At 72.5% G+C, this 14,216-nt stretch carries 11 protein-coding genes; 10 read left to right on the top strand and 1 reads right to left on the bottom strand.

Translation table 11 applies throughout. The features are described 5' to 3' along the window. Window positions 1-3 precede the first annotated feature (3 nt). On the top strand, window positions 4-948 hold the full coding sequence (locus ACZ6C6_RS22420; RefSeq protein ID WP_469205047.1) for a sulfurtransferase: 945 nt from the start codon (window positions 4-6) through the stop codon (window positions 946-948). 60 nt (window positions 949-1,008) lie between these two features. On the opposite strand, the gene ACZ6C6_RS22425 is transcribed toward ACZ6C6_RS22420, so the two are convergent. After that, window positions 1,009-2,811: a glycoside hydrolase family 15 protein gene (locus ACZ6C6_RS22425; protein WP_469205320.1), complete on the bottom strand. Its 1,803-nt coding sequence runs from the start codon at window positions 2,809-2,811 to the stop codon at window positions 1,009-1,011. 402 nt (window positions 2,812-3,213) lie between these two features. On the opposite strand from ACZ6C6_RS22425, the gene ACZ6C6_RS22430 reads away from it, so the two are divergent. The 9 genes from ACZ6C6_RS22430 (at window position 3,214) to ACZ6C6_RS22470 (ending at window position 14,098) form a co-directional block, all read left to right on the top strand. Next, entirely contained in the window at window positions 3,214-4,884 is a 1,671-nt protein-coding gene (locus ACZ6C6_RS22430) for a CTP synthase (protein ID WP_469205048.1), read from the top strand. 90 nt (window positions 4,885-4,974) lie between these two features. After that, window positions 4,975-5,601 carry an NUDIX domain-containing protein gene (locus tag ACZ6C6_RS22435; RefSeq protein ID WP_469205049.1) on the top strand — a complete coding sequence of 209 codons (627 nt, stop codon included), beginning with the start codon at window positions 4,975-4,977 and terminating at the stop codon, window positions 5,599-5,601. A 205-nt stretch (window positions 5,602-5,806) separates the two neighbouring features. Further along, window positions 5,807-7,870 (top strand): tetratricopeptide repeat protein, encoded by a 2,064-nt coding sequence (locus tag ACZ6C6_RS22440; RefSeq protein WP_469205050.1) that lies wholly within the window; start codon window positions 5,807-5,809, stop codon window positions 7,868-7,870. Window positions 7,871-8,012: 142 nt separating this feature from the next. Continuing rightward, entirely contained in the window at window positions 8,013-9,128 is a 1,116-nt protein-coding gene (gene ald / locus ACZ6C6_RS22445) for an alanine dehydrogenase (protein WP_469205321.1), read from the top strand. Between the two features lie 368 nt (window positions 9,129-9,496). After that, window positions 9,497-10,615, top strand: a complete 1,119-nt coding sequence (locus ACZ6C6_RS22450) for a ParA family protein (protein ID WP_469205051.1) — start codon at window positions 9,497-9,499, stop codon at window positions 10,613-10,615. Next, window positions 10,612-11,196 (top strand): hypothetical protein, encoded by a 585-nt coding sequence (locus ACZ6C6_RS22455; RefSeq protein ID WP_469205322.1) that lies wholly within the window; start codon window positions 10,612-10,614, stop codon window positions 11,194-11,196. The genes ACZ6C6_RS22450 and ACZ6C6_RS22455 overlap by 4 nt, the downstream gene beginning before the upstream one ends. Before the next feature lie 114 nt (window positions 11,197-11,310). After that, window positions 11,311-12,300: a segregation and condensation protein A gene (locus ACZ6C6_RS22460; RefSeq protein WP_469205052.1), complete on the top strand. Its 990-nt coding sequence runs from the start codon at window positions 11,311-11,313 to the stop codon at window positions 12,298-12,300. Further along, window positions 12,297-12,938 (top strand): SMC-Scp complex subunit ScpB, encoded by a 642-nt coding sequence (gene scpB, locus ACZ6C6_RS22465; RefSeq protein ID WP_365687520.1) that lies wholly within the window; start codon window positions 12,297-12,299, stop codon window positions 12,936-12,938. The genes ACZ6C6_RS22460 and scpB overlap by 4 nt, the downstream gene beginning before the upstream one ends. Further along, entirely contained in the window at window positions 12,938-14,098 is a 1,161-nt protein-coding gene (locus ACZ6C6_RS22470) for a pseudouridine synthase (RefSeq protein WP_469205053.1), read from the top strand. The genes scpB and ACZ6C6_RS22470 overlap by 1 nt, the downstream gene beginning before the upstream one ends. The last annotated feature ends 118 nt before the right edge of the window (window positions 14,099-14,216 follow it).

Consider the following 14,216-nt stretch of genomic DNA (forward strand, 5'->3'; position numbering starts at 1 on the left):
CGCATGGGCGGGGAAACACAGGCGTACGGGGACGGGAGGACCGCCGTCGGCGCGTTGCCCGGACCCCTCGTCTCCACGGACTGGCTCGCGGCGCGGCTCGGCGCCCCCGGGCTGCTGGTGCTCGACGCGTCGGTGGGCGCTCCCGGGCAGGCACCCGCCGCGTCGGGCGGCGCGCACCGGGGGAGCGCGACGCGGATCGCGGGGGCCGGGGTCTTCGACATCGACGGCGCGCTCTCCGACCCCACGGCACCGGTGCCCCACACGATGCCGGACGCCGCCCGGTTCACCGAGGAGATGCGGGCGCTCGGCCTGCACGACACGGACACCGTGGTCGTGTACGACACCGCCGGGATCTACTCCAGTGCCCGGGCCTGGTGGATGCTCCGCGCCATGGGCTTCGACCGGGCCGCCGTGCTCGACGGGGGCCTGCCCGCCTGGACCGCCGCCGGACTGCCGGTCACCGAGGACGCGCCCGAACCGGCCCCTGGCCAGGGGGACTTCACGGCCCGGCCCCGGCCCGGACTCCTGGCCGGCGCGGGCGAGGTGGCCAGGGCGCTGGCCGATCCGGAGGCGGCGGTGCTCGACGCCCGGACCCGGGGGCGGTTCGAGGGCACGGAGCCGGAGCCGCGGGCCGGGCTGCGCGGCGGCCATATGCCGGGTGCCGTCAGCCTGCCGTTCGGACGGCTGCAGGACGAGGGGCGGATGCGGGCGCCCGACGAGCTGCGCGCAGCGTTCGCCGGTGCGGCCGGTGACCGCGAGCGGCTGTACTTCAGCTGCGGGTCCGGGGTGACCGCCTGCGTCCTCGCGCTCGGGGCCGACCTGGCCGGATACCGGGACCTGACCGTGTACGACGGGTCCTGGAGCGAGTGGGGGCTGCCCCCGGCGGACCCGGCGGCCCCGGCGCACCCTGCGGACCGGCCGGTCGCGACGGGCCCGGCACCGGGCTGACACGGCTCCGCCCGGCGGCCGGAGAGCGGCAGCCGGGCGGAGAACGCGCACCGAGGGGCGTCAGCCCACGTACGCCCCGCTCGCCGTCAGGCGCAGGGCCGTGTCGATCAGGGGCACGTGGCTGAACGCCTGCGGGAAGTTGCCCACCTGGCGCTGGAGGCGGGCGTCCCACTCCTCGGCCAGCAGGCCCAGGTCGTTGCGGAGGGACAGCAGGCGCTCGAACAGCCGCCGCGCCTCGTCGACCCGGCCGATCATCGCGAGGTCGTCCGCCAGCCAGAACGAGCAGGCCAGGAACGCGCCCTCGTCGCCCTCCAGACCGTCCACGCCCGCGTCGTCGCCCGCCGTCGGGTAGCGCAGGACGAAGCCGTCCTCCGTGGACAGCTCCCGCTGGATCGCCTCGATGGTGCCGATGACCCGCTTGTCGTCGGGGGGCAGGAAGCCCATCTGCGGGATCAGCAGCAGGGAGGCGTCCAGTTCCCTCGATCCGTAGGACTGGGTGAAGGTGTTGCGCTCGGGGTCGTAACCCCGCTCGCAGACGTCGCGGTGGATCTCGTCGCGCAGCTCGTGCAGCCGCTCGACCGGGCCCTCCGCGTCACCGGACTCGATGAGCTTGATGGTCCGGTCGACCGCGACCCAGGCCATCACCTTGGAGTGCACGAAGTGGCGGCGCGGCCCGCGCACCTCCCAGATGCCCTCGTCCGGCTCGTTCCAGTGCTTCTCCAGGTACTCGATCAGCTTGAGCTGGAGCCCGGTGGCGTAGTCGTTGCGGGCCAGGCCCGTCATGTGCGCCAGGTGCAGCGCCTCGGTGACCTCGCCGTACACGTCCAGCTGGAGCTGGCCCGCCGCGCCGTTGCCGACGCGGACCGGGGCCGAGCCCTCGTAACCCGGCAGCCACTCCAGCTCCGCCTCGCCCAGCTCCCGCTCGCCCGCGATCCCGTACATGATCTGCAGGTTCTCCGGGTCCCCGGCCACCGCGCGCAGCAGCCACTCGCGCCAGGCGCGGGCCTCCTCGCGGTAGCCCGTGCGCAGCAGCGAGGAGAGGGTGATCGCCGCGTCGCGCAGCCAGGTGTAGCGGTAGTCCCAGTTCCGGGAGCCGCCGATGTCCTCGGGCAGCGAGGTGGTCGGCGCGGCGACGATGCCGCCGGTCGGCGCGTACGTCAGGGCCTTCAGCGTGATCAGCGAGCGGACCACCGCCTCGCGGTAGGGCCCGTGGTACGTGCACTGCTCGACCCACTCGCGCCAGAAGTCCGCGGTCGCCTCCAGCGAGCCGTCCGGGTCCGGGAGCGCGGGCGGCTCGTGGTGCGAGGGCTGCCAGCTGATGGTGAACGCGATCCGGTCACCGGGGGAGACGGTGAAGTCGGAGTACGTCGTCAGGTTCTCGCCGTAGGTGTCGGCGGGCGTGTCCAGCCACACCGAGTCCGGGCCGGCGACGGCGACCGTACGTGAGTCCACCTTGTGCACCCAGGGGGTGACGCGGCCGTAGCTGAACCGCATGCGCAGCTCCGAGCGCATCGGCACCCGGCCGCTGACGCCCTCCACGATCCGGATCAGCTGCGGCGCGCCGTCGCGCGGCGGCATGAAGTCGGTCACTCTGACCGTGCCGCGCGGCGTGTCCCACTCCGATTCGAGGATGAGGGAGTCCCCGCGGTAGCGGCGGCGGTCGGCCGCGGGCGGCTCCGCGCCCTCGGGGCGGGCCGGCCCCAATCGCCAGAAGCCGTGTTCCTCGGTGCCCAGAAGGCCCGCGAAAATGGCGTGTGAATCGAAGCGGGGCAGGCACAGCCAGTCGGCTGTACCGTCCCGGCAGACCAGGGCGGCGGTCTGCATGTCTCCGATGAGTGCGTAATCCTCGATGCGCCCGGCCACGTGCATCTCCAGTCGAACGGCCATGTCGCCCCGTGGGGCGCTTACTGCGGGTCAAGAGGTTGTCGCAAGGGGTTGTTGTGGGGGGACCTGCGGACTTCCGGCCTCGCCCGAGCGAGTGTCCGAGCAGGATACGACGCAGCCGGGTGATCCGCGCGACCCTCTTGCCAACCGGATTCAGCCGATCGAGTGGGATGCGAGTGGCATATGCGGCTCACGCCGCGCTCGCGGGCCGGTGGCCGGAAGCAGTCTCCCCCCGGCGCTGATACCCTGGTAGCCCGTGGACCGGTGGTCGTCGGCGAGAGCAGACGAGGCCCCCGAACCGCAGCGACGGCATCTCCGGAATCTCCGGACGGCAAGCCGGTACGCACCTCATGATCGCGACCACGGGAGCCCCCTTTGGCTATGCAGCCCACATCCACGACGACCAAGCACATCTTCGTCACCGGGGGTGTCGCCTCTTCCCTCGGCAAGGGTCTGACTGCCTCCAGCCTCGGCGCCCTGCTCAAGGCGCGCGGTCTCCGGGTCACCATGCAGAAGCTCGACCCGTACCTCAACGTCGACCCGGGCACGATGAACCCGTTCCAGCACGGCGAGGTCTTCGTGACCAACGACGGTGCGGAGACTGACCTCGACATCGGCCACTACGAGCGCTTCCTCGACGTGGACCTCGACGGCTCGGCCAACGTCACCACCGGCCAGGTCTACTCGCAGGTCATCGCCAAGGAGCGGCGCGGCGAGTACCTGGGCGACACCGTGCAGGTCATCCCGCACATCACCAACGAGATCAAGCACCGCATCCGCCGCATGGCCACCGACGACGTCGACGTGGTCATCACCGAGGTCGGCGGCACGGTCGGCGACATCGAGTCGCTGCCGTTCCTGGAGACCGTGCGCCAGGTCCGCCACGAGGTCGGCCGGGACAACGTCTTCGTCGTCCACATCTCGCTGCTGCCCTACATCGGCCCCTCCGGCGAGCTGAAGACCAAGCCCACCCAGCACTCCGTGGCCGCCCTGCGCAACATCGGTATCCAGCCGGACGCGATCGTGCTGCGCGCCGACCGCGACGTGCCGACCGCCATCAAGCGCAAGATCTCGCTGATGTGCGACGTGGACGAGGCCGCCGTGGTCGCCTGCGTGGACGCCAAGTCGATCTACGACATCCCCAAGGTGCTGCACACCGAGGGCCTGGACGCCTACGTCGTGCGCAAGCTGGACCTGCCGTTCCGCGACGTCGACTGGACCACCTGGGACGACCTGCTGGACCGCGTCCACAACCCCGACCACGAGGTCACCGTCGCCCTGGTCGGCAAGTACATCGACCTGCCCGACGCCTACCTCTCGGTCACCGAGGCCATCCGGGCCGGCGGTTTCGCCAACAAGGCCCGGGTCAAGGTCGAGTGGGTCGCGTCCGACGACTGCAAGACCCCGGCCGGTGCGCAGAAGGCCCTCGCGGGTGTGGACGCGATCTGCATCCCCGGCGGCTTCGGCGAGCGCGGCGTCGTCGGCAAGGTCGGCGCGATCCAGTACGCCCGCGAGAACAAGGTGCCGCTGCTCGGCCTCTGCCTCGGCCTCCAGTGCATCGTGATCGAGGCGGCCCGCAACCTCGCCGGCATCCCCGACGCCAACTCCACCGAGTTCGACGCCGCGACCTCCCACCCGGTCATCTCGACCATGGAGGAGCAGCTCGCGTACGTCGAGGGCGCCGGCGACCTGGGCGGCACCATGCGGCTCGGCCTGTACCCGGCGAAGCTCGCCGAGGGCTCGCTGGTCCGCGAGGCGTACGACGACCAGCCGTACGTGGAGGAGCGCCACCGCCACCGCTACGAGGTCAACAACGCCTACCGCGCCGAGCTGGAGAAGAAGGCCGGGCTGGTCTTCTCGGGCACCTCCCCGGACAACAAGCTGGTCGAGTACGTCGAGTACCCGCGCGAGGTCCACCCGTACCTCGTCGCCACCCAGGCGCACCCGGAGCTGCGCTCCCGGCCGACCCGCCCGCACCCGCTCTTCGCCGGTCTGGTGAAGGCGGCCGTCGCCCGCAAGACGGGCGCCGCCGGGGGCGGGCAGGGCAAGTAGGCGGCACCTCCGCAGGCGTTACGGTTGACCGGGGCGCGCGTCCGAGCAGGGACGCGGGCCCCGGTCAACGTTTTTCGTGGGAGGACGCAGATGGGTTTCCAGGACACGCCCGAGGAATGGCGGGTCACCGAGAGCGCGACCCCGTTCCGGGGGAAGAAGACCAGCGTCCGCACCGACGACGTCGAGATGCCCGACGGTACGGTCGCGCACCGCGACTACCAGGTGCACCCCGGATCGGTCGCCGTGCTCGCGCTGGACGACGAGGGCCGCGTCCTCGTCCTGCGCCAGTACCGCCACCCGGTCCGCCACAAGCTGTGGGAGCTCCCCGCCGGGCTGCTCGACGTGCCCGGCGAGAACCCGCTGCACGCCGCACAGCGCGAGCTGTACGAGGAGGCGTACGTCAAGGCCGAGGACTGGCGGGTGCTCACCGACATCTACACCTCGCCCGGCGGCTCCGACGAGGCCGTACGGATCTTCCTCGCCCGGGCCGTCTCCGAGGCGGAGGGCGAGCGCTTCGAGGTCGCCGACGAGGAGGCCGACATGGAGCTGGCCCGGGTGCCGCTCCAGGACCTCGTGCGCAAGGTGCTCGCCGGGGACCTGCACAACAGCTGCCTGGTCGTGGGCGTGCTCGCGCTCACCGCGGCCCTCGCGGGGGACGGCGTCGACGCGCTGCGCCCCGCCGACGCGCCCTGGCCCGCCCGCCCCTTCGAGGCCTGACGGCCCGTCTGAAACCTCGCGGTGCGGTCGATGGGATCGGCCATGCGGTCACTCCCGTGCATCCCCCGATCGTAAAAAATGCTGATCCGATCGGGGGATGCCCGGGTCGCGCTCCCCCTTCTCAGGCCACCCGCCTGAACTACGCTTCGAATGCCCTGACCGGAGTCCCGCAGGGCGACGCGTGCAGCGAAGTGGAGCGTGGCCCGTGACGGATCAGGCGGTGGACACCAGCGGCCCGGCCGAGGCAGCGGGGACCGAGGAGCCGCCCGCCCCGGAACCGACCCGATTCTTCGGCCGCGAACGCGAGTTGAAGGAACTGCGCGACGACATCGAGCGCGCCGGACTCGACACCATGGCCGGCCGCCGCAGTGCCCGCGCCAGAGTCCTCCTGATCGCCGGACGCCCTGGCTCCGGCCGCACCGCGCTCGCCTCCGAACTCGCCCGCCGGCTCCTCGAAACCGGCGACTACCCCGACGGGCTGCTCCGCGTCCGGCTCACCGAGACCGGCGGCGGTGCCGTCCCCCCGGAGCGCGCCGCCCGCGACCTCCTGGGCCGCCTCGGCCTGGCCGGACCGCCCGGCGCCGACGCCGACGAGCTGACCGAGATGGTCCGCGAGGCCCTGGCCGTCCGCCGGGCCCTGCTCCTCCTGGACGACGCGACGGACGCCGAACAGGTCGACCCGCTCCTCCCCGACAACCCGGACTGCCTCGTCGTCGCCACCTCCGAGGGCCCGCTCACCGGCATCCCCGGCGTCCGGCCCTGCACCATCGGCGGCCTGGACGCGGGCTCCGCCGTCCAGCTCCTCGGCCGCGCCACCGGCCAGGTCAGGATCACCGTCGACCCGCTGACCGCCCAGACCCTGGCCGAGGAGTGCGGCGGGCAGCCGGCCGCCCTCGTCCTCGTCGGAGGCTGGCTCGCCGCCCGCCCGACCGCCTCGGTGGCCGACGCCGGGCGGCAGCTGCGCGAGCTGCCGGACGACCCCGAACTGCCCGCCGGGACACGCCCGCTGACCCGCGCCTTCCGCCTCGTCCACGACTCGCTGCCGGCCACCCCCGCCCGGATACTGCGACTGCTCTCCCTCGCCCCCGGCGGCCTTGCCGACGCCCACACCGCATCCGCGCTGGCCGGCTGCTCCGTCTCGGCAGCCCGGACCACCCTGGACGACTTCGTGGCCCTCGGCCTGCTGCGCCGCGAGGGCACCGACGAACCGCAGTACGAGGTGCCGGGCTGCCTCGCCGGGCTGCTGCGGGCGCTCCTGGAGGACCGGGACCGCCCCGCCGAGATCCAGCTCGCCCGGGCCAGGATGCTGGAGCGCACCGTGCGCCTGCTCCAGTCCTGCCGCGCCGTCACCGACCCCGAGGGCTCGCCGTCCCGCCGCAAGCTGGCCGGACTCCCGCGCACCCTGCGCTTCCCGAACCCGGAGACCGCCGCCGCCTGGCTGCGCGCCCGCAGGCCCGCCCTGCTCGCCGCCGCCCGGATCGCCGTGGAGGACGGGGACCTCGACACGCTGGCCCGCCGACTGGTCGCCGCGCTGGTGCGGGCGCTCGCCGCACACGAGGGCACCGAGGCCGCAGCGCCCGACCTCTACGCCCTGCACGGCCTGGTGCTGGCCGTCGCCGAGCGCCGCGACCTGCCCCGCGAGCGGGCGGCGGCCCTGCTCAACCTGGCCGACCTGGACGCCGGGACCGGCCGCACCCGTGAGGCGCTGGCCCGCTACCGGGCGGCGCTGGACGCCGGGCGGGCCGCCAGGGACCCGTATGCCACCGGGCGGGCCATGGAGTCCGTGGGCGGCGCCTACGCGGAGCTCGGCGACTACCACCGGGCCTCCGACTGGTACGGCCGGGCGCTCGCCCAGCGCCTCACCCAGGGCGAGCCCGCCGAGGCGGCACGCCTGTACGGGCGGCTCGGCACCGTCCACACCTATGCCGGGCGGTACGGCGAGGCGTTGCGGAACTGGCGGGCCGCCGCGGCGGGCCACCGCAGGCTCGGCGACCTCGCGGCCCAGGCGCGGGCGCTCAGCGAGACGGCCCGGGTCCAGGAGTACGCGGGTCGCCCGCAGGAGTCGCTGCGCACCTGCCGGGAGGCGGTGGAGTGGGCGCGGCGGGCCAAGGACGTACGGCTGCAGGCGGCGCTTGAGCTGCGGCTCGCGGACACCCTGGACCGGCTCGGTGACCCCGCGGCGGCCGGGCTGCACCGGGGCACGGCCGACAGATTGCTGGGCGAGGAGGGTGCGACCTGCGAAACCGGCAGTGCTTCATCGGAAAAATAATGCTTTGCAAGGCTAGACAGCGGGAAGCCCTTCATTAGACTGGCTGTACCGCGGCCATTCGCGGTGCCTTCACATGTGATGCATCTACCCTTTTTGCATTGCTGTGCCCGGATTATCCTCTGAGCCAAGGACCGTGATCGACATGAAGGTCGGCATCCCCCGCGAAGTCAAGAACAACGAGTTCCGCGTGGCGATCACGCCCGCCGGTGTGCATGAGCTCGTCCGCCACGGCCACGAGGTCGTCGTCGAGCGGAACGCCGGTGCGGGCTCCTCCATCACGGACGAGGAGTACGTCGCGGCCGGGGCGGAGATCCTGCCCACGGCCGACGAGGTCTGGGCCGCCGCCGACCTGCTGCTCAAGGTCAAGGAGCCGGTCGCGGAGGAGTACCACCGCCTCCGCAAGGGCCAGACGCTCTTCACCTACCTGCATCTCGCGGCCTCCCGCGAGTGCACCGACGCGCTCCTGGAGTCGGGCACCACCGCCATCGCGTACGAGACCGTCGAGACGGCCAACCGGGCGCTCCCGTTGCTCGCCCCGATGTCCGAGGTGGCGGGCCGGCTGGCCCCGCAGGTCGGCGCGTACCACCTGATGCGCTCGGCCGGCGGCCGCGGCGTGCTGCCGGGCGGCGTCCCCGGCACGGCGGCCGGCCGTGCCGTCGTCATCGGCGGCGGTGTCTCCGGCTGGAACGCCACCCAGATCGCGGTGGGCCTCGGTTTCCACGTGACGCTGCTGGACAAGGACATCAACAAGCTCCGCGAGGCGGACAAGGTCTTCGGCACCAAGGTGCAGACCGTCGTCTCCAACGCCTTCGAGCTGGAGAAGGCCGTGGTCGAGGCCGACCTCGTCGTCGGTGCCGTGCTGATCCCCGGCGCGAAGGCCCCGAAGCTGGTCACCAACGAGCTCGTCGCCAAGATGAAGCCCGGAAGTGTACTTGTCGACATTGCAATTGATCAGGGCGGCTGCTTCGAGGACTCGCACCCGACGACGCACGCCGAGCCGACCTTCCAGGTCCACGATTCGGTCTTCTACTGCGTCGCGAACATGCCCGGCGCGGTGCCCAACACCTCGACGTACGCCCTCACCAACGCGACGCTGCCCTACATCGTGGAGCTCGCCAACCGCGGCTGGGCGGAGGCGCTGCGCCGGGACGCCGCGCTCGCCAAGGGCCTCAACACCCATGACGGACAGGTCGTTTACCGTGAGGTGGCCGAGGCGCACGGCCTCGACCACGTCGACCTGCACACGCTCATCGGCTGACCGGGGTCAACCCCTCCGTCAACTCCGTGCGTCCGGCCGGACCTTGCTGTCAAGGTCCGGCCGGACGCATGCCGGGGTCGCACGCGCCCCCGAGCAACTCGTCTCGAACGTAACCCTTTAACCGTTTCGTACACCCGGGAAAAGTGTGTACCGAGGGTTGCGCGCCCTTGACAGCGGGGCGTTCGATTGCCGACACAACGGGCCGGGTCCGGCGGATTGTGTTGCTGCGGACAGGGGACACGCCATAGAGTCGCCAATCGTCGGCATGGTGCCACGCTGACCTATCGATAAGTTTCCTGGTCACGTCCAAGGAGGTAAGACGACTTGTGAATGAGTCGACAATTACTCCCGGGGGTGTTCAACCAGGGATGCCTGCGCGGGGCCAGAGCCCGAACGGGCTGAAGGCTGTCGGCTCCGTCGCTGTCCGCACCTTCTCCACCCACCAGCACATGACGACAGCCCCCCAGATGATGGACGGCCTACACGTGAACGCCATGGCCGGCAACGAGAGTGGCCGGGACACCGCCCCCCTCGCCGACTTCGCCGAGACGCCCCAGGCGCATTTCTACGACCCCGACGCCGAGTACGAGCCCGACCCGGAATACGCGGCCACGCTCGCGCCGGACGCCGCCCGGCAGCGCCGCGAGCGGATCGGTCCGACCGGCCGCCCCCTGCCCTACTTCCCGATCCCGGGCCCGCTGGCCGACCACGGCCCCGCGAAGATCATCGCGATGTGCAACCAGAAGGGCGGCGTCGGCAAGACCACGTCGACCATCAACCTGGGCGCCGCGCTCGCGGAGTACGGACGACGCGTCCTGCTCGTCGACTTCGACCCGCAGGGCGCCCTCTCGGTCGGCCTCGGGGTCAACCCGATGGAGCTCGACCTCACCGTCTACAACCTGCTCATGGAGCGGGGCATGGCGGCCGACGAGGTCCTGCTGAAGACCGCGGTCCCCAACATGGACCTGCTCCCCAGCAACATCGACCTCTCCGCCGCCGAGGTGCAGCTCGTCAGCGAGGTGGCCCGCGAGTCGACGCTCCAGCGCGCCCTGAAGCCGCTGATGGCCGACTACGACTACATCGTGATCGACTGTCAGCCCTCGCTCGGCCTGCTCACGGTGAACGCGCTCACGGCCGCGCACAAGGTGATAGTCCCGCTCGAGTGCGAGTTCTTCGCGCTGCGAGGTGTGGCGCTGCTCACCGAGACGATCGAGAAGGTCCAGGAGCGGCTCAACCCGGAGCTGGAGCTCGACGGCATCCTCGCCACCATGTACGACTCCCGTACGGTGCACAGCCGCGAGGTCCTGGCGCGGGTGGTCGAGGCGTTCGACGACCACGTCTACCACACGGTCATCGGGCGCACGGTCCGCTTCCCGGAGACGACGGTCGCGGGTGAGCCCATCACCACGTACGCCTCCAACTCGGTCGGTGCCGCCGCCTATCGCCAGCTCGCCAGGGAGGTGCTCGCCCGGTGTCACGCCGAGTGAGTCTGCCCGGGGCCGACGAACTGTTCCGTACGACCGGGGGGATGGGGCTCCAGTCCTCGTCGCCCGCCGAGCGGAGGCGCAAGGCGAACGGCGAGGCCCGGGTCCCGGCTCCGGCCGGTGAGAACGAACCCGGGGCCGAGACGCCGGGGGAGACCGCCCCGGACGCCGGCACCACGCCCGCCCGCCCGGAGCACTCGGCGGCCGGCGCCGACGCGGGCGACTCGCGCAGCCGGTCCGCCGACGGCGACCGGGTCGCGGTGGCCGCCCAGGCCGGCCGCCGCCCGCAGCCGCCCGGCGAACCGGCCCCGGCGCCCGTCGTGCAGCAGCAGCGCAGGCGCGGCGGCGGACGCGGTGCGAACCGGCGGCCCAGCGGCCGCGAGCGCCACGACGAGAAGATCACGGTCTACGTCTCCGCCGAGGAGCTGATGGACCTGGAGCACGCGCGCCTCGTCCTGCGCGGCGAGCACGGCCTCGCCGTGGACCGGGGCCGGATCGTCCGCGAGGCGGTCGCCGTCGTCCTGGCGGACCTGGAATCACGCGGCGACGCGAGCATCCTCGTACGGCGGCTGCGCGGCCGCTGACCGCTGCGGCGCCGGTAGCCTGCCCGGGAGGACCGCCGCCGGACGCGCGGCCCCGCTCCTTCCGTACGGGCCGCCGCCCGCTGCCGTAGCCCGCCCCGCGCACCCTGGACCTCCATGCCGACACCCGACGAGCCCGCCCGCACCGCCCGCCGCCGCCTGGGGCGCGGGCCGGGGGCGGGGGGCGTGCCCGTGGAGACGCCGGCCCCCGTCGCGGAGCCCGTGCCCGAGGCGACGGCGCCCGAGGAGACGGTGCCCGCGCCCGCCGTCCCCGACGCACCCGCCGCCGCCGACGACGGCCGGTTCACCGTGCGGCTCGCGAACTTCGAGGGCCCCTTCGACCTGCTTCTCCAGCTGATCTCCAAGCACAAGCTGGATGTGACCGAGGTCGCCCTGTCCAAGGTCACCGACGAGTTCATGGCCCACATCCGGGCGATGGGCCCCGACTGGGACCTGGACCAGACGACCGAGTTCCTGGTGGTCGCCGCGACCCTCCTCGACCTGAAGGCCGCCCGGCTGCTCCCCGCGGCCGAGGTGGAGGACGAGGCGGACCTCGCGCTCCTGGAGGCCCGGGACCTGCTCTTCGCGCGGCTCCTCCAGTACCGCGCGTACAAGCGCGTCGCCGACATCTTCAGCGGACGGCTCGAAGCGGAGGCCCGGCGCTTCCCCCGTACCGTCGGCCTCGAACCGCACCACGCCGCACTGCTGCCGGACGTCGTCATCAGCATCGGTGCCGAGGGCTTCGCCCGGCTGGCCGTGAAGGCGATGCAGCCGAAGCCCGCGCCGCAGGTGTACGTCGACCACATCCACGCCCCGCTGGTCAGCGTCCGGGAGCAGGCGGGCATCGTGGTCGCCCGGGTCCGCGAGTCCGGGGAGATCAGCTTCCGGGCGCTGACCGAGGACGCGCCGGACACGCTCACCGTCGTCGCCCGCTTCCTCGCCCTGCTGGAGCTGTACCGGGAGAAGGCCGTCGCCCTGGACCAGGACGTGGCGCTCGGCGAGCTGATGGTGCGCTGGGCCGGGGAGGCGGGCGCCGAGCCCGTCGTGACGGACGAATTCGACCAGGAGGCCACGGACGCCTCCGCAACCCCCGAGGAGACGCCATGACGGACCCCGCCGGCTCCGCGGTCGCGGACCTCGACCTCAAGCCCGCCCTGGAGGCCGTCCTCATGGTCGTGGACGAGCCCGCCACCGAGGAACACCTGGCCAAGGTGCTGGAGCGCCCCCGGCGGGCCGTGGCCGCCGCGCTGCGGGAGCTGGCCGACGAGTACACCGTGCAGCGGCGCGGCTTCGACCTCCGGCTCGTCGCGGGCGGCTGGCGGTTCTACACCCGGCCCGAGTACGCGGCGGCGGTCGAGGGCTTCGTCCTGGACGGCCAGCACGCCCGGCTGACCCAGGCGGCCCTGGAGACCCTGGCGGTCGTCGCGTACCGGCAGCCGGTGAGCCGGTCGCGGGTCTCCGCGGTGCGCGGGGTGAACTGTGACGGGGTCATGCGGACCCTGCTCCAGAGGGGTCTGGTCGAGGAGGCGGGCACGGAACCCGAAACAGGTGCGATCCTGTACAGGACGACGAACTACTTTCTGGAGCGGATGGGCCTGCGTGGCCTTGATGAGCTCCCGGAGCTCGCGCCCTTCCTCCCCGAGGCGGACGCGATCGAGGCCGAGACGCCAGAGGGTGTGCCGTCGTTCGATCCGGACGCACCGGACACCCCGGAAACTCACGCAGACGACAAGACGGACTTTTGATGCGAAGCAGTGGCAGGAACAGCGGTAGCGGCGGCAGGAGCGGCGGCAGCGGCGGGGGCCGGAGCGGCAGGAACAACAGCGGCACCGGCAGGAACAGCAACCCGAACGCGCGGGCCCCCCGCTCCGAGCGCGAGGACCGCCGGAACGAGGAGCGCCCCCGCAAGCCCAGGCCCGAGGAGCGCCGCTACGACCTGGGCTCCGACAAGCCCGCAACCGGCGACGGCGTCCGCAAGGGGCGCGGCGCGGCGGCCCGGGGCGGTGCCAAGGGCGGCCCGAAGAGCCCGCAGGGCGGCGGCGCGAAGGGCGGGGCCCGGCGCGGCCCGTACGGCGCCCCGGCGCGTCCGCGCGAGCTGGACGCCAAGATCGAGCAGCGCAACCGCGACCGGTACGCGAACAAGCCCGAGATCAAGACGCCCAAGACGCACCCGGGCGCCGAGCAGGAGGGCGAGCGGCTGCAGAAGGTCCTGGCCCGCGCCGGCATGGGCTCCCGCCGCGCGTGCGAGGAGCTGATCGACCAGGCGCGCGTCGAGGTGAACGGCGAGGTCGTCGTCGAGCAGGGCATGCGCGTCGACGTGCACAAGGACGAGATCAAGGTCGACGGGCTGACCGTCGCCACCCAGTCCTACCTGTTCTTCGCGCTGAACAAGCCGGCCGGTGTCGTCGCCTCCATGGAGGACCCGGACGGGCGTCAGTGCCTCGGCGACTACGTCACCAACCGTGAGACGCGGCTCTTCCACGTCGGCCGGCTGGACACCGAGACCGAGGGCATCATCATGCTCACCAACCACGGCGAGCTGGCCCACCGTCTCACCCACCCCAAGTACGGCGTGAAGAAGACGTACCTGGCGGCCATCCAGGGCCCCCTCCCGCGCGACCTGGGCAAGCGGCTCAAGGACGGCATCCAGCTGGAGGACGGCTACGCCCGCGCCGACCACTTCCGCGTCGTGGAGAACACCGGCAAGAACTACCTGGTCGAGGTGACCCTGCACGAGGGCCGCAAGCACATCGTGCGCCGCATGCTGGCCGAGGCGGGCTTCCCCGTCGACCGGCTGGTGCGCACCGGCTTCGGCCCGATCGCGCTGGGCGACCAGAAGTCGGGCTGGCTGCGCCGGCTCACCAACACCGAGGTGGGCATGCTGATGCGCGAGGTCGGTCTGTAGCCCGTCCCCGTAAGCGGCGCCCGAAGGCCCGCGGCCGGTTCCCCGGAATTTTCCGGAGAGGAACCGGCCGCGGGCCTTCCGCATGCCCGGCCGAGCATTTATAGTCACCTTGACCATT

The sequence above is a fragment of the Streptomyces sp. NPDC041814 genome (assembly GCF_055590565.1).

What these genes read in the sequence shown, in the direction of transcription:
- ACZ6C6_RS22460 (WP_469205052.1), top strand. Translation starts at nt 11,311, where the DNA reads ATGCCGACACCCGACGAGCCCGCCCGCACCGCCCGCCGCCGCCTGGGG.
- scpB (WP_365687520.1), top strand. Translation starts at nt 12,297, where the DNA reads ATGACGGACCCCGCCGGCTCCGCGGTCGCGGACCTCGACCTCAAGCCC.
- ACZ6C6_RS22450 (WP_469205051.1), top strand. Translation starts at nt 9,497, where the DNA reads ATGCCTGCGCGGGGCCAGAGCCCGAACGGGCTGAAGGCTGTCGGCTCC.
- ACZ6C6_RS22435 (WP_469205049.1), top strand. Translation starts at nt 4,975, where the DNA reads ATGGGTTTCCAGGACACGCCCGAGGAATGGCGGGTCACCGAGAGCGCG.
- ACZ6C6_RS22470 (WP_469205053.1), top strand. Translation starts at nt 12,938, where the DNA reads ATGCGAAGCAGTGGCAGGAACAGCGGTAGCGGCGGCAGGAGCGGCGGC.
- ACZ6C6_RS22430 (WP_469205048.1), top strand. Translation starts at nt 3,214, where the DNA reads ATGCAGCCCACATCCACGACGACCAAGCACATCTTCGTCACCGGGGGT.
- ACZ6C6_RS22420 (WP_469205047.1), top strand. Translation starts at nt 4, where the DNA reads ATGGGCGGGGAAACACAGGCGTACGGGGACGGGAGGACCGCCGTCGGC.
- ald (WP_469205321.1), top strand. Translation starts at nt 8,013, where the DNA reads ATGAAGGTCGGCATCCCCCGCGAAGTCAAGAACAACGAGTTCCGCGTG.